Raw genomic sequence first — 19,612 nt, 5'->3', positions numbered from 1 at the left:
CATGCAGAACGTCCTCATCATCGGCGCCACGTCCGCGATCGCCGAAGCCGTCGGACGGCGCTATGCCGCACGCGGCGCGGCGCTGTTCCTGGTTGCTCGCCGTTCCGAACGGCTCGCCGCCATCGCCGACGACCTGCGCGTGCGCGGTGCACGCGCCACGCACACTTCTTCGATGGACATCAACGATCTGGCCGCCCACGCCGAGCTGCTGGCGCAGGCCTGGCAGGCGCTGGGGCGGGTGGACGTGGTGCTGGTTGCACATGGCACGCTGCCCGATCAGGCAGCGTGTGAGGCCTCGGTGGAAACCTGCATGGCCGAGTTCGCCACCAACGGCAGCTCGACGCTGGCCTTGCTGGGGCCTGTGGCCAATCGGCTGGCCGACGCCGGCAGCGGCACGCTGGCGGTGATCACTTCGGTGGCCGGCGACCGCGGCCGCCAGAGCAACTACGTCTACGGCGCCGCCAAGGCTGCGGTCAGTACCTACCTGAGTGGCCTGCGCCAACGCCTGGCCAAGCAGGGCGTGGCGGTGGTCGACATTCGTCCGGGCTTCGTCGACACGCCGATGACGGCCCACCTGCGCAAGGGCCCATTGTGGGCAACGCCGGACCAGGTCGCGCGCCGCATCGTCGCCGGCATCGGGCGCGGCACCCCGGTGCTGTATGCCCCGGGCTTCTGGCGGTTGATCATGACGGTGATCCGCCTGCTGCCGCAGGCCCTGTTCAACAGGATCTCGCTGTGAGCACTGCAACGGACTCCGAGCTGGAGCAGAAGATCATCATTCCCGGTGGTGCCGGCCTGGTCGGCCAGAACCTGGTCGCCATCCTCAAGCGCCAGGGCTACCGCCGACTGGTGGTGATCGACAAGCACGCTGCCAATCTCGAGGTACTCGCGCGTCTGCATCCGGATGTGATGACCGAACACGCCGACCTGGCAGAGCCGGGCACCTGGGAGCGCCATTTCGCTGGTGCCGACGCCGTGGTGATGCTGCAGGCGCAGATCGGCGGCACCGATCCTCTGCCATTCGTGCGCAACAACATCACTGCCACCGACCTCATCCTCGATGCCATCGAGCGTCACGCCGTGCCCTACACGGTGCACGTCAGCTCCTCGGTGGTCTGTTCGGTGGCCGATGACGACTACACCCGCACCAAGCGTGAGCAGGAGCAACGGGTCGCCGCGCGCGGCATCCCTGCGGTCATCCTGCGCCCGACCCTGATGTTCGGCTGGTTCGACCGCAAGCACCTGGGATGGCTGTCGCGCTTCATGCGCAGGGTTCCGGTATTTCCGATTCCTGGCGATGGACGCTACATGCGCCAGCCACTGTATGCCGGCGATTTCGCCACCATCATCGCCAGCTGCCTGCGCTCGCGCATTGCTGGCCAGCGCTACAACATCACCGGCCTGGAGAAGGTCGATTACATCGACATCATCCGCCAGATCAAGCGCAGCACGCGTGCCCGCACCCTGCTGCTGCACATCCCCTACCGCCTGTTCCACCTGCTGCTGAGGACCTGGGCGCTGTTCGACCGCGACCCACCGTTCACCGCGGCGCAGCTGCAGGCACTGGTGGCCCATGATGAGTTCGAAGTCATCGACTGGCCTTCGATCTTCAACGTACGGCCGACGCCCTTCGCGCAGGCCATCGACGCCACCTTCAACGACCCGAGTACGGCGACATCGCCCTGGAGTTCTGATCATGAGCGAGCGCATCGCCGTTCTCGGCGCCGGCCCGATGGGCCTTGCCGTGGCCTACCAGCTGGCCCGCGACGGCCATCAGCCCGTGGTATTCGAAGCCGATGACCGGGTTGGCGGAATGACCGCGAGCTTCGACTTCGGCGGCATGCCGATCGAACGCTACTACCATTTCCATTGCACCTCCGATCACGATTTCCTGACCGTGCTCGACGAGCTGGGGCTGGGCGAACGCATGCGCTGGACCGAGACCCGCATGGGCTACTGGTTCGGCAAGCGCCTGCAGCCATGGGGCAATCCGATCGCCCTGCTGCGCTTCAGGGGCCTGGGGATGATGGCGAAGATCCGTTACGGCCTGCATGCTTTCCTGTGCACGCGTCGCAACAACTGGCGCCCGCTGGACCACGTTGAAGCCTCCTCCTGGATCCGCCGCTGGGTTGGCGCCGAAGCCTACGAAACGCTGTGGCGCCGGTTGTTCGACTACAAGTTCTACGACTATGCCGGCAACCTGTCCGCGGCCTGGATCTGGAGCCGGATCCGGCGCATCGGGCGCTCCCGTTACAGCCTGATGCGCGAAAAGCTCGGGTATCTGGAAGGCGGTTCATCCACCCTGCTCGATGCCCTGCATGCGGACATCCTGCGCCATGGTGGCGAGGTGCGGCTGTCCAGCCCGGTGCAACGCATCGTGATCGAGGACGGCCGCGTACGCGGTGTCCAGGTCGGCGGCGAGCACCTGGCCTTCGACAAGGTCATTTCCACGGTGCCGCTGCCGTTCGTGCCACGCCTGGCACCGGACCTGCCCGAAGCCATCCTGGCGAAGTTCCGCGCACTGAACAACATCGCCGTGGTCTGCGTGATCGCCAAGCTGCGCAGGCCGGTTTCGGCCAATTTCTGGGTCAACACCAACGACCCGGACATGGACATCCCCGGCATCGTCGAATACACCAACCTGCGCCCAATGGATGCGCATATCGTCTACGTGCCGTTCTACATGCCCGGCGAGCACGAGCGCTATGGCGACAGCGACGAGGTGTTCGCCGACAAGGTGCGCCGCTACCTGTGCATGATCAATCCGCAGCTGGGCTCAGATGACTTCATCGACGTGCGGGTCAGCCGCTACCGCCACGCGCAGCCAATCTGCGAACCGGGCTTCCTCGACCGGCTGCCGCCGCGCCGGCTGCCGGTGGAAGGACTGTGGGTGGCCGATACCTCGCACTACTACCCCGAAGACCGCGGCATCTCCGAGAGCATCGGCTTCGGACGCGCCATGGCCCGCGAGGCGGTGGCGTGACCCTGTCCCGCCCGTTCCTGCTGTTCCTGCTGGCCGGCGGCATCGCTGCGCTGGCCAACATCCTGTCGCGCATGCTGTACAGCCACTGGATGCCGTTCACCCCGGCGATCATCGCCGCCTACCTCACCGGCATGGTTACCGCCTTCGTGCTGACCCGCTGGTTGGTGTTTTCCGGCAGCACACGCCCCCTGCACCACTCGGCGTTCTACTTCGTGCTGGTCAACCTGTTCGCGGTGGCCCAGACCTGGCTGGTTTCCACCGTCCTGGCCTACCACCTGCTGCCATGGCTGGGCGTGGACCTGCTGCGCCTGGAAATCGCCCACGTGGTAGGTGTGGCGGTGCCGGTGGTGTCCAGCTACTTCGGCCACAAGTACCTGTCGTTCCGATGACTGCCCGGGAACGCTGTTTCCAGAAAACGGTTCCCACACATCCGTGGCCGTAAACTACGGCGCTGACCTCATCCAGGATCCGATCAATGCCCCTGCCCGCCTTCAAGGCCTATGACATCCGCGGCCGCGTGCCGGAAGAACTGAACGAAGATCTGGCCCGCCGCATCGGCGTGGCGCTGGCGGCGCAGCTTGCGCCGGGCCCGGTGGTACTGGGCCATGATGTGCGCCTGACCAGCCCCGCGCTGCAGGATGCATTGGCCGCAGGCCTGCGCGGTACCGGGCGCGAGGTGATCGACATCGGACTGTGCGGCACGGAAGAAGTCTATTTCCAGACCGACCATCTGGGCGCCGCCGGCGGCGTGATGGTCACCGCCAGCCACAACCCGATGGACTACAACGGCATGAAGCTGGTCAAGGAGAACGCGCGGCCGATCAGCTCCGATACCGGCCTGTTCGCGATTTCCGATGCGGTCGCCGCCGACACGTCCGAGGCGCAACCGCAGCGTGCCGCGCAGAGCGCCCGGCACGACAAGAGCGCGTATATCCAGCATCTGCTGAGCTATGTCGATGCTGGCAAGCTGCGCCCACTGAAGCTGGTGGTCAACGCCGGCAACGGCGGCGCCGGTGCCATCGTCGACCTGCTGGCACCGCACCTGCCGTTCGAATTCATCCGCATCTGCCACGAACCGGACGGCAGCTTCCCCAACGGCATTCCCAACCCGCTGCTGCCGGAGAACCGCGCCGCCACTGCCGACGCGGTGCGCGAACACGGCGCCGATTTCGGCATTGCCTGGGATGGTGACTTCGACCGTTGCTTCTTCTTCGACCACACCGGCCGCTTCATCGAGGGCTACTACCTGGTCGGCCTGCTGGCCAAGGCAATCCTGGCGCGCAACCCCGGCGGCAAGGTCGTGCACGACCCGCGCCTGGTCTGGAACACCGTGGACATGGTCGAACAGGCCGGCGGCGTACCGGTGCAGTGCAAGAGCGGCCACGCCTTCATCAAGGAAAAGATGCGCGCCGAAGATGCGGTGTACGGCGGCGAGATGAGCGCCCACCACTATTTCCGCGAGTTCGCCTATGCCGACTCGGGCATGATCCCGTGGCTGCTGATCGCCCAGCTGGTCTCTGAAAGCGGGCGCTCGCTGGCCGACTGGGTGGAAGACCGCATGGCGGCCTACCCGTGCAGCGGCGAAATCAATTTCAAGGTCAGCGATGCCAAGGCGGCCGTCGCACGCGTGATGGAGCACTTCGCGGCGCAGTCGCCCACGCTGGACCACACCGACGGCATCAGTGCCGACTTCGGCGACTGGCGCTTCAACCTGCGCAGCTCCAACACCGAGCCACTGCTGCGCCTGAATGTTGAAGCCCGTGGTGATGCCGCGCTGATGCAGGCGCGCACCGACGACATCTCCCGCCTCATCCAGCAGTAACCGAGGAACGCATGAGCAGCATCCAGCCCGTCATCCTGTCCGGTGGATCCGGTACCCGCCTGTGGCCGCTGTCGCGCGAGGCGTACCCGAAGCAGTTCCTGCCGCTGGCGGGTGAACTGACGATGCTGCAGGCCACCTGGAAGCGCGTGGCGCCGATCGCCGCGCGCGGACCGCTGGTGATCGCCAACGAAGAGCATCGCTTCGTCGCCGCCGAGCAGCTGCAGCAGGTTGGCGCCGAGCCGGCCGCGATCATCCTCGAGCCGGTCGGCCGCAACACGGCCCCGGCGATCGCGGTGGCCGCGCTGGAGGCCACCCGCGACGGTGCCGACGCCCTGCTGCTGGTGTTGCCGTCCGATCACGTGATCACCAACGAGACTGCGTTCCGCAGCGCCGTGCAGGCGGCGGCCGGCGCTGCCGAGGCCGGCAAGCTGGTGACCTTCGGCATCGTGCCGACCGGGCCGGAAACCGGCTACGGCTACATCAAGGCCGCCGATGGCCAGGGCCTGCGTGCGGTCGAGCGCTTCGTCGAGAAGCCGGACCTGGATACCGCGACCGGCTACGTCAGCAGCGGCCAGTACTACTGGAACAGTGGCATGTTCCTGTTCAAGGCCTCGCGCTACCTGCAGGAACTGGAACGCTTCCAGCCCGCGATGCTGGCTGGCAGCCGCCAGGCCTGGCAGCAGGCGCGCCGAGATGCCGACTTCACCCGCCTGGACAAGGACGCCTTCACTGCCGTTCCGTCCGATTCGATCGACTACGCGGTGATGGAGAAGACCGCCGATGCGGTGGTGATTCCATTGGATGCGGGCTGGAACGATGTCGGTTCGTGGACTGCCCTGCGCGACGTCTCGCAGCAGGACGGCGATGGCAACGCGCACCAGGGCGACGTGATCGCCATCGACTGCCGCAATACCTATGCCTACGGCCAGCGCCTGGTGGCCATGGTCGGCCTCGATGACGTGATCGTGGTCGAGACCGACGATGCGGTGCTGGTGGGCAAGGCCGACCGCATGCAGGAGGTCAAGACCGTGGTGGCACAGCTCAAGGCCGAAGGCCGCAGCGAGGCCACCTGGCACCGCAAGGTCTATCGCCCGTGGGGCGCCTACGATTCGATCGACAACGGCGAGCGCTTCCAGGTCAAGCGCATCACGGTCAAGCCCGGCGGCACGCTGAGCCTGCAGATGCACCACCATCGCGCCGAGCACTGGATCGTGGTCAGCGGCACCGCCGAGGTGACCCGTGGCGATGAAGTGATCCTGCTCAGCGAGAACCAGAGCACCTACATTCCGCTGGGCGTAACCCACCGCCTGCGCAACCCGGGCAAGCTGCCGCTGGAACTGATCGAAGTGCAGTCCGGCAGCTACCTCGGCGAGGATGACATCGTGCGCTTCGAGGATACCTACGGGCGCAGCTGAGGTTTGCCCGGGGTCGGAACCCGTTGCTGCGCAGCGGGCTCTGACCCGTTCCTGATCGGCCCGGCCGCGCTGCATCGCCGGGCATGGCCCGGCGCTACGGCCATCAGGCAATCTCCGCCATCACCCGCTTCAGGCCATCCTGCCAGGTCGGCAGCACGATGCCGAAATCCTGCTGCAGCTTGCGGTTGTCCAGCACCGACCAGGCCGGGCGCTTGGCCGGGGTCGGATACTCGGAACTGGGAATCGCCTCGACCGTCGGCACCTTGGCCAACACGCCGCTGGCCAATGCCTCGGCGAAGATCGCTTCGGCGAACCCATACCAGCTGGTCTGGCCGCTGGCGGTCAGGTGCCAGGTCCCGGACAGCTGCTCCGGATGCTGCAGCGCCTGCAAGGTGACATCAGCGATCAGCGCGGCCGGCGTTGGCGTGCCGATCTGGTCGGCCACCACCCGCAACGCATCGCGTTCGGCCCCGACGCGCAGCATGGTGCGCAGGAAGTTCGCGCCGTGCGAGGCATACACCCACGCCGTGCGGAAAATCAGATGGCGGCCACCGGCCGCACGCACCGCGTCCTCGCCATCGCGCTTGCTGGTGCCATACACGCCCAGTGGCGCGGTCGGCTCGTCCTCGCGGTAGGGGGCGCTGCCCTGGCCATCGAACACGTAGTCGGTGGAGTAATGCACGAACGGCACGCCGTGCGCCGCACACCAGCGCGCGATCACGCCCGGTGCCTGCGCGTTGGCAGCGAACGCAGCGTCCGCATCCTGTTCGGCACGATCCACCGCCGTGTAGGCCGCGGCATTGACCACCAGCGACGGCTGCACGCGATCCAGCAGTGCCGGCAGGCTGTCGGGCTGGCCGAAGTCGGCCGTTTCGCACGCACTGCCGTCCGGCAGCTGGCCGCTGCGGGTAGTCGCGACCACCTTGCCCAGCGGCACCAGCGCGCGCAGCAGCTCCTGGCCGACCTGGCCATTGCCACCGAACACCAGCACGGTCATGGCACGTAGACCGGCAGGCGGTCTTCAGCAATGTCCTTCAGGAATGGCGCGTTCTCGTCCTTGGCCGACAAGGTCGGGGCACTGACCGGCCAGTCCACGGCGATGTCAGCGTCGTTCCAGCGGATACCCGCATCGGCTTCCTTGACGTAGACATCCGTGCACAGATAGCTGAACAGAGCGCGCTCGGACAGCACGGCGAATCCGTGGGCGAAGCCTTCCGGAATCCAGAACTGCCGCCTGTTTTCTGCGCTCAGTACCACCGCTTCCCAACGCCCGAAGGTCGGCGAGCCGCGGCGGATATCCACGGCGACGTCGTAGACCTCGCCCTCCAGCACGGTCACCAGCTTGCCCTGCGGGCGCGGCCACTGGTAATGCAGGCCACGCAGCACGCCCTTGGCAGAGGTGGAGACATTGCTCTGCACGAAGCGCTCCGGCAGGCCCAATGCAGCGAAGCGCTCAGCGTTCCAGGTTTCGTAGAAGAAGCCACGTTCGTCGCCGAACACCGCCGGCTCGATGACCCGGCACCCCGGCAGTGACGTCTCGATCACTTTCACGGAACCACTCCGCGCTGGGCCAGCGTGTGCAGGTACTGGCCGTAGCCATTCTTGATCAGCGGCGCAGCCAGTGCTTCCAGCTGCTCGGCACTGATCCAGCCCTTGCCGAACGCGATTTCTTCCGGGCAGCAGACCTGCAGGCCCTGGCGAGTCTGGATGGTCTCGATGAAGTTGGACGCCTCCAGCAGCGACTGATGAGTACCGGTGTCCAGCCAGGCGTAGCCACGGCCCAGCGCTTCCAGATGCAGGTTGCCTTCGGCCAGGTAGCGCTTGTTGAGATCGGTGATTTCCAGCTCACCACGCGGCGACGGCTTGAGTTCGGCCGCATGCGCGCTGGCATTGCCGTCGTAGAAGTACAGGCCGGTCACTGCGTAGTTCGAGCGCGGTTTCTCCGGCTTCTCGACCAGGTCGATGACCTTGCCACTCTTGTCGAACTCGGCCACGCCATAGCGCTCCGGGTCATTGACCCAGTAACCGAACACCGTGGAGCCTTCCACGCGCTCATCGGCGCGCTTGAGTACGTCGCGCAGGCCATGGCCGTGGAAGATGTTGTCGCCCAGCACCAGGCAGCTCGGCTTGCCGGCGACGAAATCACGGCCGATCAGGTAGGCCTGCGCCAGGCCGTCCGGACTCGGCTGCACCGCGTACTGGATGTCCATGCCCCACTGCGAGCCGTCGCCCAGCAACTGCTGGAACAGCGCCTGCTCGTGCGGGGTGTTGATGATCAGCACTTCGCGGATGCCCGCCAGCATCAGCACGCTGAGCGGGTAGTAGATCATCGGCTTGTCGTACACCGGCAGCAGCTGCTTGCTGACGCCCTTGGTGATCGGATACAGCCGGGTGCCGGAGCCACCAGCCAGAATGATGCCTTTACGCTGCGTCATGTCGTCTCCAGGATTCAGGCCGCAGTGCCGATGCGCTGCAGACGGTAGCTGCCGTCCAGCACGCCGTTGACCCAGTCCTGGTTGGCCAGGTACCAGTCGACGGTGAAGGCGATGCCCTGCTCGAAGGTGTAGGCCGGTTCCCAGCCCAGATCGTTCTTCAGCTTGGACGCATCGATCGCATAGCGGCGGTCATGGCCGGGGCGGTCAGTGACATAGGTGATCTGGCTGCTGCGCGGCTGGCCGTCTTCGCGCGGACGGCGCTGGTCCAGCAACGCGCAGATGGCCTGCACTACTTCGATGTTCTGCTTTTCCGAATTGCCGCCGACGTTGTAAGTCTCGCCGACCTGGCCCTTGGCCAGCACGGTGCGGATCGCTTCGCAGTGATCGGACACGAACAGCCAGTCACGCACCTGCTTGCCATCGCCGTACACCGGCAGCGGCTCGCCGGCCAGCGCCTTGGCGATCACCAGCGGGATCAGCTTCTCGGGGAAGTGGTACGGGCCGTAGTTGTTGGAGCAATTGGTCGTCAGTACCGGCAACCCGTAGGTGTGGTGGAAGGCACGCACCAGGTGGTCCGAAGCGGCCTTCGACGCCGAGTACGGCGAATTCGGGGCATACGGGGTGGTTTCGCTGAACTTGCCGGTCTCGCCCAGGGTGCCGTACACCTCGTCGGTGGACACGTGCAGGAAGCGGAAGGCCGCGCCCTGTTCGGCCGGCAGCGCCTTCCAGTAGTCACGGACCGCTTCCAGCAGGCCCAGGGTGCCCACCACGTTGGTCTGGATGAACGCACCCGGGCCGTCGATGGAACGGTCCACGTGGCTCTCAGCGGCGAAATTCATTACGGCGTCGGGCTGGTGTTCGGCCAGCAGGCGGGTGACCAGGGCGCTGTCGCCGATGTCACCCTGCACGAACACGTGGTTCGGGTTGCCGTCCAGGCTGGACAGGGTCTTCAGATTGCCGGCATAGGTCAGGGCGTCGAGATTGACGACCTTGATGCCACGGGCGACCGCTTCGAGAACAAAGTTACCGCCAATGAATCCGGCACCGCCGGTGACAAGCCATGTGGGCACTACTTGTTCTCCTGATCGAAATTCATCCAAGGGGTGCCATGAAGCACCCCAGCACAGCAGCACAGGATACATGTGGTTCGTCTTCACGACTGCCTGCGTGACGTGAACGACGCACTGGATTCACGCGAGCCATGCCGCAGCGCAGCATAACCATACGCATTCGCATGGTCGCCCCAAGCCAGCTAGAATCGGGATCCCACCCCCGAACCGGTTGCTTTACGAGGACCGGACGTTCTCCCCGTTATTGAAGGACCCCGTACCAGATGAAAATCCTCGTCGCGTACAAGCGCGTGGTGGACTACAACGTCCGCATTCAGGTCAAGCCGGACGGTTCCGGCGTGGTCACCGACGGCGTCAAGCTGTCCCCCAATCCCTTCGATGAAATCGCCCTGGAAGAAGCCCTGCGCCTGCGCGACAAGGGCATCGCCAGCGAGGTCGTGGTCGCCACCATCGCCCCGGCCGACGCCCAGGCGCACCTGCGCAATGGCCTGGCCATGGGCGCCAACCGTGCGGTCCATGTGGTCACCGACCAGGCCATCCAGCCGCTGACCGCCGCCCGCACCCTGCTCAAGCTGATCGAGAAGGAACAGCCGGACCTGGTGATCCTCGGCAAGCAGGCCATCGACGACGACGCCAACCAGACCGGCCAGATGCTGGCCACGCTGTGGGGCCGTCCGCAGGCGACCTTCGCCAGCAAGCTCGAGATCGCAGACGGCAAGGCCACGGTGACCCGCGAAGTCGACGCCGGCCTGGAAACGCTGGAAGTCGATCTGCCGGCGGTGGTCACCACCGACCTGCGCCTGAACGAGCCGCGCTTCATCAAGCTGCCGGACATCATGAAGGCCAAGGCCAAGCCGCTGGAAACCCTGCAGCTGGCCGACCTCGGCGTTGAAGCCGCCGACACCTTCAAGACCACCCAGTACGCCGCACCGTCCAAGCGCAGCAAGGGTGTGATGGTCAAGGACGCGGCCGAACTGGTGGCCGCACTCAAGAAGAAGGGGCTGCTGTAATGAGCAAGATTCTCGTCATCGCCGAGCACCACGACGGCAAGCTCAACGCCGCCACCGCCAAGACCGTCAGCGCTGCCGCCGCCATCGGCGGTGCCAGCATCGATGTCGTGGTGCTGGCCGCCGATCCGGCCGCCGTCGCCGCCGAGGCCGCGAAGATCAGTGGCGTCGCCAAGGTCCTGACCGTGGCCAACGCCGCCAACGCGCAGGCCATCGCCCAGGTGCTGGCGCCGCAGATCGCGCAGCTGGCCAAGGGCTACACCCACGTGTTCGGCCCATCGACCACTTTCGGCAAGGACCTGATGCCGTGCGTGGCCGCGCTGCTGGGCGTCAACCAGGTCTCCGACCTGATGACCGTTGAAGGCAGCCATACCTTCAAGCGCCCGATCTACGCCGGCAACGCGATCATCACCGTTGAAGTCCCGGCCGACCAGATCGTGGTCGCCACCGTGCGTGCCGCCTCGTGGCCGGAAGCCGCCCAGGGCGGCAGCGCCGCCATCGAAGCGGCCAGCGTCGATGCTGCCCTGCCGACCCACACCCGCTTCGTCGGCCTCGCCGCGGGTGCCAGCGACCGCCCGGACCTGCAGAGCGCCAAGCGCGTGGTCTCCGGTGGCCGTGGCGTCGGTTCGGAAGAGAACTTCAAGGTGATCTTCCAGCTGGCCGACAAGCTCGGTGCCGCCGTGGGTGCCTCGCGTGCCGCGGTCGATGCCGGCTACGTGCCCAGCGACCTGCAGGTCGGCCAGACCGGCAAGATCATCGCCCCGGAGCTGTATGTGGCGGTGGGCATCAGCGGTGCGATCCAGCATCTGACCGGCATCAAGGACGCCGGTACGATCGTGGCAATCAACAAGGATCCGGATTCGCCGATCTTTGAAATTGCCGATATTGGGTTGGTGGGGGATCTGTTTGCGATCCTGCCGGAGCTGGAAGCGGCGCTGGCTTGATCCGCTCCGATCGTGCTCCGGATCGTTAGGTCCGGAGCGCGATCACCTGATAGGTTCCGCGCGCGGAGACCATCTGGCGATCACCTGCACTTGCGCGCACACCGGTATGGCTGTCGACAATGCACCCGGCTCCCAAACGGGTCCTGGGATAGATCGTCGCGCGGGTACCCAGGAAGCAATCGTCGCCGATCGACGCATCGCCATTGAGCGCAGCGTAGGGAGAAAGGATGCTGAACTCCCCGACATGGGCACCGTGGCCCACACTGCAATGCACGTTCACCGCCGCTCCCCGGCCCAGCGTCGCATTGCGGTTGATCACGCTGAAGGGACACACCAGTACACCATCCCCGAACTGCGCATTCGGAGAGATCACCGTGTTGGCCGACACGAACGGGGGAGCGTACACCCCCATCTCCCAGAGACGTGACAGGATGAGTCGACGTCCCTTCACCGAGCCAACCGCAACGACCACAGCTTCGCGTTCTACGGGCCGATAGTCGCCGATTGCCCCAAGGTGGGTCGAACCAAGCTGGGCAGGAATCGGATTATCTGCACCGTCATCAATGAATCCGGAGATCATCGGCCCGCCACCGCGGGCGTCTGCACTGAGGTAATCGAAGACTTCCATGCCGAAGCCACCGGCCCCGGCAATCACCACCGAATCGATGGCACGATCATTAAGCAATGGCATCCGTCTTCTCCGTTCTGAACGTAACTTCGATCAGGCGACCGTGATTTCGCGCGTGAACACGGTCATCAGATCAAAACCATCCCAGACACTGCTGAAATCAAGCGCACTTCCCACCGGTACGAAGCGGTCAACACCGGCCAACGGCGCCTGCTGCACGAAGGACCGCAGCTGATCCGATGGCATACCGAGGTAGGAAACCGTTTGAACCTTGCGGGAAAGCAGTGGGCGAAGCGCATCCAGATGCGCAATACGAGACTCGAAGAAGAGTCCCGCACCGCAATGTGCATCGGCATGCAATGCCGGAACCTCAAGCCAGAGGCGCGCAACATTGTTGCCGCTCGCCGCCGGAATGCTGACATCGGCCTCGATGGAAAGCACATCCTGCGCGATTCGCTTGTTCACATAGTCGACGTCGCCGAAGGAAACACCCTTTTCCCGTACCTTCTGTTCCAATGCGGGCCAGAAGCCGTCCCGTGCCTGATCCACCTGCGCCGGGCTTCCGATCCAGAGAATCAGCCGCGGCGACGAACAGGCCATCTGATCGAACCAATAGGCATCGTTGAAGAACCCATCGATCCAGCGCGCCTTCTGCTCGGGCGAAGCGAATATCCAGCCGGCCGCATCGAAGAGACCGAGCGAGAACTTGTTTGCAAATGCAATCTCGGTCGCAGTCGGTGGCAAGGGCACCTGACGGATGGCTGCAACTGTCGCATCGCCGCCCCAGATAACACGCGTATCGCAGTGAGCGGACAACAATGCAGTGGTGCGAGCATCAGCCGCATAGCGCACCACCAGGCTGCGCCTGGCAATCTCGGCATGCTCAGGACGCGTGCTTACCCGGCCGATGGCAGCAACCAACAGGTCGGTCTGCACCGATGCCTTCGTCGACAACCTGACGATGTTGCGGTTACCACACAGGAGCGAAATGAACCAGGAGTAGACAAAGATCGTGTCCACGTTGGAAGGCGCGAAATGCAGAACCGTTCCGCGTGCCACTGACAGATGACCGTCGTGACGGCGACCATGGGCTTCCTTCAGCCGCACGATGTTCGAGCGCCGCATCCAGAATGCCAGCGCGCTCAGCTCGGGATAACTCCGTGCCTCCGGCATGCGGAACAGCTCTGCAGACAGAGCATCGACGAATGCCACCGAGGGCTCGGCGAACGCGGGAAGCGGAGGGGCCTCGGCCAAGACCTCCAGGTCAGGGGCCGTCGCGATAAGGGACTCGTAATTACTCATGGGCGTGCATCAAAGGGGGCGGTTGCCGCATCGGCAGCATGGGTATCGCTGCAACCACGCAGTTCTGCGCGCGCCACCCGGCCATGCACGCGGAACGTGCGGCCCAAGCGGCCACACGGACAATCGTCCACGCCGGTCCACTCGCCGATGTCCTCGGTCAGCAGGCTATGGCCCGGGTAACTCGTAGGCAACACCGACAGCACCTGGATAAGGCCTGGCACGTTTGCCGGCAGAGGCTCCCACGTGCTCGGCGCACGGATCTTCACATCAGCAAAGGCAGGACAGTGCAGGCGACCGTGCTCGCACTCGACGAAGATCGAACCAACCTGTTCGACCATACCGTAGAAATTGTGCACAGCGCCGATACTGAAACTCTCGGCCAGCGACCGCTTGAACTCTTCATTGCTTACCGCCTCATCCTGCAGCTTCTTCCAGCCACCACTGTGGATGAGTACGGCATCACTGAACCGCGGCACATCACTGCGCCCCTTCAACGCCTGGACAAAGTACTTCCAGACCATGAAGGTGAAGCCGAACAGGAACACGCGCTGGCCGGCATGCCGCTCCAGGAACGCATTCACTGCCTCGAGATTGATCGACATATCGTCGTTCAATGCGTAGGTATGGTCACGCCCAAAATTGGACAGGCCAAGAATGCCAGCGCCACGCGCGGAAAAATTGGCGCGATCCTTCACCACACCGGGATGATCGATGATGAGCATCGGCAGGCGCGCCTTGCCGAGGAACTGCTGCATGATCAGCACCAGCGCGCGCGTTTGCGCAGCCGCCGTATCGCGATCAAGGATGATCCTGGAGACCGTCTGCGACGTCGTGCCCGACGAGGTGAGGACCTTGAAGCGCTGATCGGCCGGGGTCGAGCTGAGCTCGAACTCCTTGAACAGGCGTACGGGCAGGAAAGGAATCTGGTCGACGCTTTGTTCCGAGCCGGGCGTATGCCCGTGGGCCTGCAGCACGCGCGCATAGGGCGTGCAGTGCTCGGCATGATGCACGGTCAAGCTGCTCAGCAGCTGCTTGAGCAGGACTTCCTTCTCGGCAGCCCCGACGCCATAGACAGGCAGGTCAAAGTAATCACGTTGCACGGGCCGCCCCTTGGCCTGCCTCAGCCTGTTGAAGGAGATCTGCATACAGAATCTTGCCCGACGAGGACAGCGGAATGGCGTCGACCGGCAGCACCCTCACCGCGATTGGATTCAGCTTGTAGCGCGCCGCGATATCCCGCCTCAGACGCTCGCAGGCATCATCCTCAGGCCGGACAAGGATCGCGACAACAAGGTCGTCGCGTCCGGTCATGACCACATCCCAGCCATCGGCTCGCAGCTTGGACTCCATCTCGTCCAGGCCGAAGCGGTTGCCGAATACCTTGATCATCCGCTTCAAGCGGCCAACCACGTAGTAGTACCCGTCGTCGTCAAAACGCGCCAGGTCACCCGTACTGAGCACACCCTGCTGGATGTCGCCCAACGCCAGATCGCCAGGACCCTCGGCGTACCCCAGCATCACATTCGCGCCGCGATAGCGCAGCTCACCCACCTCACCGGCCCGCTCGATGGCCCGCCCCTGCTCGTCCACCAACGATAGCATTCCGCCTGGAATGGCAACACCAACCGACCCGATCTTGCTGGCCAACACGTCATGGGGGACATAGGCAATCCGGGCTGTGGCCTCGGTCTGGCCGTACATCACGAAGAAGCGCTGGCCGCGCTGCTCGGCCAAGTTGTGGAACCACTCGATGGTCGACTCGGCCAAGCGGCCTCCCGCCTGCGTCAGGGTCTGCAGTGAAGGCAGCGACATGCGCTCGAAGCGGAACTGCTTCAGCATCTCGTAGTGGGTCGGAACACCGGAGAGACTCGTCGCTTCGTGCTGCCGGAAAAAGTCCCAGAATGACCTGGAAACCACGGACTCGGCAGTCAGCAGCAACGTCGCACCGGCCAGCAGGTGACTGTTGATCACCGACAGACCGTAGGAGTAATGCATGGGCAACGAGGTGATTGCCCGCTGCGCGCTGTCGATCCCCAGGTAATCCTGGATCGACTGGGCGTTGGCCTGCAGGTTTCCTGCAGAAAGACGCACCAGCTTTGACGATCCCGTGCTACCCGATGTCGGCAGCAGGACTGCCAGTTCAGCAGAAACGGCGGCCGCGCGCCTGCCAGTTGCATGCCACTGGCCATCAGGACGGCGCACGTGGCTGATGCTGTAATGATCAATGACCTGCTCGCGCAGTGTGTCGTTCAACGAGGCATCCAGCAGCAGTACGGGCTGCCCTGCACGCAGCGCGCCCAGATAGGCCAGCAGGTTGTCCAGCGTATTGGCGCATTCGAGGGCGATGACGCCCCAGGCCGGATCGACAGCAGCCCACGCAGCGTCCGCGCGCGCGGCCAGTTCGCGGTATGCCAGTGACTCTCCGCCGGGAAGGATCACGGCAATCTGGTCGCCGTGCTGTTCCAGTACGCGGGCGAACATCAGATCAGCATCCCGCCGTCGACCCCGATCACCTGACCGGTCACATAGGACGCCAGATCCGATCCGAGGAAGACTGCCACGTTGGCCACCTCTGCCGGCGCACCCACCCGGTCCATGGCGATGGACGCAACGCGTTCGGCATATTTCTCCGAACCAATGGAGCGCGCCATGTCCGTGTCGATGAATCCTGGCGCGATCGCATTGACGCGGATGTTGTTCGGCGCGAGCTCCTTGGAGAGCGAGAGGGTGATGCCGACCACGGCCGCTTTGCTGCCACCGTAGACCGCCTGGCCAACGTTGCCGGTCACGCCGATGATGGATGCAAGATTGATGATCGAGCCACCACCGTTGCGTGCCATCAGTCGGCTCGCATACTGGGCACAATACAGGACGCCATAGGTGTTGACCGAGAATACCGCCTGGATCTGCTCGGGCGTGACCATGCCGATAAGGGCATCCTGCAGGACGCCCGCGTTCGAAACGAGCACGTCCAGCCGGCGGTGCTGCTTGAACACGGACTGGAAAGCATCACGCACGGAAACCGGATCGGTCACGTCAAGCGGAACCGCCTCCAGCCGTGCCTCAGGCATGCTCGTGCGCACGCTGTCGAGCAGCGGCTGCAGAGCGGCGGTGTCCCTGGCAGTCGCCACAACGTGTGCGCCCTGCTGCAGGTAGGCACGAACCGTTGCCTCTCCGATGCCGCGGGACGCCCCCGTGATAAGGGCAACCTTTCCTTCCAGCAAACCGGCCATATCAGAACTCGACGCCGTGCTTCGCCAGGATTTCCTTGGCCTTGGCGACCGAGCTCATATCGATGATGTCATCAGTGTCGAACATGACATCGAACTCATTCTCAAGCTGCGAAACCAGCAGCATGTGGGCAATCGAATCCCATTCCGGAATGCTGTTGTAAAGCAGGCCATCGACCACGCGGGAAGCGTCGATGTTCAGGGCAGCCGAATAGACCGATACCAGTCGCTCGTCGTTGTTACTCATCAGTGTTACTCCAGCTCATTCTTGGAAATGGCAGCCTTTTCAGCTGTATCTTCTCGGACGATGTACATCGGCTTGGCACGGATCTCGTCGAGAATCCGCCACAGGTATTCGCCGATGACACCCAGCATCAACATGATCATGCCGCCCACCACCAGGATCGCCACCATGATCGGCGCCCAGCCCGAGAACGGCGTCAGGTCGAACAGGCGCGAGACCGCGATCACGACGGCATAGCAAAGCCCCAGCATGGCCAGCACGGTGCCGGACAAGGACATGAGACGGATCGGAAGATAGGAACCGTCGATGATGAAATCGAAGGCCAGTTTCAGCTTCTTGCTGAAGTTGTACTGCGACTTGCCGATCTCGCGCTTGCGCCGCACGTACGGAATGTAGGCGGTCGGGAAGCCGGCCCAGAGCACGTCACCCTGGAAGAAACGATGGCGCCCCTTCATGCTCATGAAGAGCGTCAGCGCACGGCGGCTCATCAGGGTGAAATCGAACCCGCCCGCCGGCATGTTCGGGTTGGACATGCGCAGGATGCCGTAGACAATGCGGGAAAACATCGAGGAAGTGAAGTTGTCCTCACGGTCCGCACGATGCGCGATGACCACTTCATTGCCCTGTTCCCACTTGCGGATCATCTCGGCGGTCAACTCGATCGGATCCTGCATGTCTGCGGACATGTTGATGACCGCGTCGCCGCTGGCGGCGTCGAAGCCGGCCAACGTAGCCGACAGCTGGCCGAAGTTGCGGGTGAAGGAGATCGATCGCACGCGCGGATCCTGCGCACTGACACGCAGCATCTCTGCATGGGAGCCATCCTTGGAGCCATCATTCACGAACACGATCTCGTAGTCGTGTTCGGGCAGGCTGGTGGCGAACAGGTCGCGGATCCCAGCCCAGGTCAGCTCGATTGAACCTTCATTGTGATAGACCGGAATGACGTAGCTGATCGTGCTCACTGGACGACTCCGGCGGTCTCGGTGGAAATCGCCCGTGCGAGCGAATCGACCACGGTACCGATCTCCTCGTCAGTGATACCGGCGAAGAACGGCAGACCGAGGATGCGGTCGCCGATGGCAGCGGTAACACCCAGCGAGTCCGAGCGGTCGAAATGGGCCAGCACGCCATGCGCGTGCAACGGCGGGCAGTACCACCGCCGGGTATCGATACCCTGCTCGCGCAATGCGTCACCGATGGCCAGCGCGTCGACACCGTCAGGCAGGAGCACCGGAAGCAGCGGATAGATACCATCGGGATCCTTTTCTTGCAGCCCCACGCTCGGGCAGGCCTGCTGCAGCTTACGCAGGTAGCGGGCATGCAGCTCGCGCCGCTGCTCGACAATGTCGGGCCACTCGTCCAGTGCCGCCAACCCGACTGCAGCGTGATACTCACTGAGCTTGCCGTTGGTCCCCAGTCCGATCAGCTCGCCACGGGCGGCGTCGATGCCGAAGTTGGCCAACTGACGGATGCGCCGGATGCGCTCGGCATTGAACGACACGATCAATCCGCCCTCACCGCTGCCGATGGATTTCGTCGCGTGGAAGCTGAACACAACGTCCGTCGTGCGGCCGATCGGCTGGTTCCCGAAGGCACCTGCCGCGTCGATCAGCACCGGGATACCGGTCTTTGCGCTGAAGTCATCCCAGGCGGTGACATCGTGCTGCTTGCCGAATGTACTGACCGGCATCACCAGGTCAAAGATCTCACCCCGCGCCAGCGCCTCCTCGGCAATGGCCGGAGTCAGGCACCAGCCGGAAGGGTCGATGTCGCTGAACAGCGGGGTCGCCCCCACCCTGACAATCGCCGTGGCCGTGGCGACGAAGGTGAGCGAGGGCAACAGGACCCGCGCGCCCGCACGCAAGGCAAGCGCCTGGATGGCCAGCTCGAGACCGACGGTGCAGTTGGAGACCGTCGTCAGATGGGCCGGCTCAAGCCCCTGGCCGAGTTCGGTCGCCAGGCGCTGCTCGAACTCGGCGTTCAAAGGGCCGTAATTGGTGTAAATCCGATTCTGGTCAATCTTTCGGAGATACGGATACACCTTGTCCGCAGACGGCATCCTCGGAATCAACAACGGAATACGACGCATCGGGTCACCGGGAAAAAGAGAAATACTTGTGAGCAAAATAGCTCGCGACAGTCGAAACCATCACGAACACTCCCTGGACGATGCGCGGGTCACCTTCAGAGAGCCTTATGCAGATCGGCAGTGCTACCACATTGATTGCGAATATCGTGGAGTTGGCCAGCAGGAACCGGCCGAACTCGCGTACCCAGGGCGCCCGTGAACGGAACACGAACACCCGCTGATTGACGAAGGCAATGGGAAGTGCGACCAGATAGGCGGCGACAAGAATGGCGACCGGGCCTGCCCAGGGATCCATGAGTGCGAACGTCAGCAGGAAGCAGGCATAGCCGATCACGGTATTGCCCGCGCCCACGATCAGGAATCGCAACTTCTCGGATTTGAGGAGGCGAACAACCTTCTCCTGCTCCACTTTCCACACCACCTGTGCTCCCAAGCCTCGG

20 protein-coding genes and 1 pseudogene are annotated in these 19,612 nt (G+C 64.2%); 8 read left to right on the top strand and 13 right to left on the bottom strand.

The genetic code is table 11. From position 1 onward, the window contains the following. Nucleotide 1: 1 nt before the first annotated feature. The 6 genes and pseudogenes from DL544_RS02665 to DL544_RS02640 all read left to right on the top strand — a co-directional run bounded on the left by DL544_RS02665 (nucleotide 2) and on the right by DL544_RS02640 (nucleotide 6,220). Nucleotides 2-739, top strand: a complete 738-nt coding sequence (locus DL544_RS02665; protein ID WP_053505585.1) for an SDR family oxidoreductase — start codon at nucleotides 2-4, stop codon at nucleotides 737-739. After that, a pseudogene (locus DL544_RS02660) lies at nucleotides 736-1,665 on the top strand (NAD-dependent epimerase/dehydratase family protein); the annotation flags it as partial. The gene DL544_RS02665 and the pseudogene DL544_RS02660, both read left to right, overlap by 4 nt. A gap of 31 nt (nucleotides 1,666-1,696) precedes the next feature. Beyond that, nucleotides 1,697-2,983: an NAD(P)/FAD-dependent oxidoreductase gene (locus tag DL544_RS02655; protein WP_139726711.1), complete on the top strand. Its 1,287-nt coding sequence runs from the start codon at nucleotides 1,697-1,699 to the stop codon at nucleotides 2,981-2,983. Continuing rightward, the gene (locus DL544_RS02650; protein ID WP_139726710.1) at nucleotides 2,980-3,372 is read left to right on the top strand and encodes a GtrA family protein; all 393 of its coding nucleotides are present in this window, start codon (nucleotides 2,980-2,982) and stop codon (nucleotides 3,370-3,372) included. Before DL544_RS02655 ends, DL544_RS02650 begins: the two co-directional genes overlap by 4 nt. Nucleotides 3,373-3,458: 86 nt before the next feature. Next, complete coding sequence (locus DL544_RS02645) at nucleotides 3,459-4,805, top strand: phosphohexomutase domain-containing protein (RefSeq protein WP_139726709.1); 1,347 nt, start codon at nucleotides 3,459-3,461, stop codon at nucleotides 4,803-4,805. Nucleotides 4,806-4,816: 11 nt separating this feature from the next. Further along, on the top strand, nucleotides 4,817-6,220 hold the full coding sequence (locus tag DL544_RS02640) for a mannose-1-phosphate guanylyltransferase/mannose-6-phosphate isomerase (RefSeq protein ID WP_065179127.1): 1,404 nt from the start codon (nucleotides 4,817-4,819) through the stop codon (nucleotides 6,218-6,220). A 103-nt stretch (nucleotides 6,221-6,323) separates the two neighbouring features. Here the strand turns inward: DL544_RS02640 and rfbD are convergent, their stop codons facing one another. From rfbD to rfbB, 4 genes are read right to left on the bottom strand one after another with little or no spacing between them, the layout of a single operon-like run. Next, nucleotides 6,324-7,217, bottom strand: a complete 894-nt coding sequence (rfbD, locus tag DL544_RS02635; RefSeq protein ID WP_139726708.1) for a dTDP-4-dehydrorhamnose reductase — start codon at nucleotides 7,215-7,217, stop codon at nucleotides 6,324-6,326. After that, a complete protein-coding gene (gene rfbC / locus DL544_RS02630) occupies nucleotides 7,214-7,771 on the bottom strand; it encodes a dTDP-4-dehydrorhamnose 3,5-epimerase (protein WP_134967769.1) in 558 nt (185 codons plus the stop codon). The genes rfbD and rfbC overlap by 4 nt, the downstream gene beginning before the upstream one ends. Further along, nucleotides 7,768-8,655: a glucose-1-phosphate thymidylyltransferase RfbA gene (gene rfbA / locus DL544_RS02625; protein WP_065186261.1), complete on the bottom strand. Its 888-nt coding sequence runs from the start codon at nucleotides 8,653-8,655 to the stop codon at nucleotides 7,768-7,770. Before rfbA ends, rfbC begins: the two co-directional genes overlap by 4 nt. Before the next feature lie 14 nt (nucleotides 8,656-8,669). Next, a complete protein-coding gene (gene rfbB / locus DL544_RS02620; RefSeq protein ID WP_139726707.1) occupies nucleotides 8,670-9,725 on the bottom strand; it encodes a dTDP-glucose 4,6-dehydratase in 1,056 nt (351 codons plus the stop codon). 263 nt (nucleotides 9,726-9,988) lie between these two features. Here rfbB and DL544_RS02615 point away from each other — a divergent pair, with 263 nt between their 5' ends. Together DL544_RS02615 and DL544_RS02610 are read left to right on the top strand one after the other, a co-directional pair. Next, a complete protein-coding gene (locus DL544_RS02615) occupies nucleotides 9,989-10,735 on the top strand; it encodes an electron transfer flavoprotein subunit beta/FixA family protein (RefSeq protein WP_139726706.1) in 747 nt (248 codons plus the stop codon). Further along, nucleotides 10,735-11,676: an electron transfer flavoprotein subunit alpha/FixB family protein gene (locus DL544_RS02610; protein ID WP_139726705.1), complete on the top strand. Its 942-nt coding sequence runs from the start codon at nucleotides 10,735-10,737 to the stop codon at nucleotides 11,674-11,676. Before DL544_RS02615 ends, DL544_RS02610 begins: the two co-directional genes overlap by 1 nt. Before the next feature lie 25 nt (nucleotides 11,677-11,701). Here the strand turns inward: DL544_RS02610 and DL544_RS02605 are convergent, their stop codons facing one another. From DL544_RS02605 to DL544_RS02565, 9 genes are read right to left on the bottom strand one after another with little or no spacing between them, the layout of a single operon-like run. After that, a complete protein-coding gene (locus tag DL544_RS02605; RefSeq protein WP_139726704.1) occupies nucleotides 11,702-12,367 on the bottom strand; it encodes a PglD-related sugar-binding protein in 666 nt (221 codons plus the stop codon). Nucleotides 12,368-12,397: 30 nt separating this feature from the next. Further along, nucleotides 12,398-13,606 (bottom strand): acyl-CoA reductase, encoded by a 1,209-nt coding sequence (locus tag DL544_RS02600; protein ID WP_111008207.1) that lies wholly within the window; start codon nucleotides 13,604-13,606, stop codon nucleotides 12,398-12,400. Continuing rightward, nucleotides 13,603-14,751 (bottom strand): LuxE/PaaK family acyltransferase, encoded by a 1,149-nt coding sequence (locus DL544_RS02595; protein ID WP_139726703.1) that lies wholly within the window; start codon nucleotides 14,749-14,751, stop codon nucleotides 13,603-13,605. The genes DL544_RS02600 and DL544_RS02595 overlap by 4 nt, the downstream gene beginning before the upstream one ends. Next, on the bottom strand, nucleotides 14,696-16,087 hold the full coding sequence (locus DL544_RS02590; RefSeq protein WP_139726702.1) for an AMP-binding protein: 1,392 nt from the start codon (nucleotides 16,085-16,087) through the stop codon (nucleotides 14,696-14,698). Before DL544_RS02590 ends, DL544_RS02595 begins: the two co-directional genes overlap by 56 nt. Continuing rightward, entirely contained in the window at nucleotides 16,087-16,839 is a 753-nt protein-coding gene (locus DL544_RS02585) for an SDR family NAD(P)-dependent oxidoreductase (RefSeq protein ID WP_111008204.1), read from the bottom strand. Before DL544_RS02585 ends, DL544_RS02590 begins: the two co-directional genes overlap by 1 nt. A gap of 1 nt (nucleotide 16,840) precedes the next feature. After that, a complete protein-coding gene (locus DL544_RS02580; RefSeq protein WP_043398768.1) occupies nucleotides 16,841-17,083 on the bottom strand; it encodes an acyl carrier protein in 243 nt (80 codons plus the stop codon). 5 nt (nucleotides 17,084-17,088) lie between these two features. Then, complete coding sequence (locus DL544_RS02575) at nucleotides 17,089-18,045, bottom strand: glycosyltransferase family 2 protein (protein ID WP_111008203.1); 957 nt, start codon at nucleotides 18,043-18,045, stop codon at nucleotides 17,089-17,091. Continuing rightward, nucleotides 18,042-19,172, bottom strand: a complete 1,131-nt coding sequence (locus DL544_RS02570) for a DegT/DnrJ/EryC1/StrS family aminotransferase (RefSeq protein ID WP_111008202.1) — start codon at nucleotides 19,170-19,172, stop codon at nucleotides 18,042-18,044. Before DL544_RS02570 ends, DL544_RS02575 begins: the two co-directional genes overlap by 4 nt. Before the next feature lie 4 nt (nucleotides 19,173-19,176). Continuing rightward, nucleotides 19,177-19,593: a GtrA family protein gene (locus tag DL544_RS02565; RefSeq protein WP_176556896.1), complete on the bottom strand. Its 417-nt coding sequence runs from the start codon at nucleotides 19,591-19,593 to the stop codon at nucleotides 19,177-19,179. Nucleotides 19,594-19,612 lie beyond the last annotated feature (19 nt).

The sequence above is a fragment of the Stenotrophomonas sp. pho genome (assembly GCF_006228405.1).
Classification (GTDB): domain Bacteria; phylum Pseudomonadota; class Gammaproteobacteria; order Xanthomonadales; family Xanthomonadaceae; genus Stenotrophomonas; species Stenotrophomonas sepilia.
This window is presented reverse-complemented; position numbering and strand designations above follow the sequence as displayed.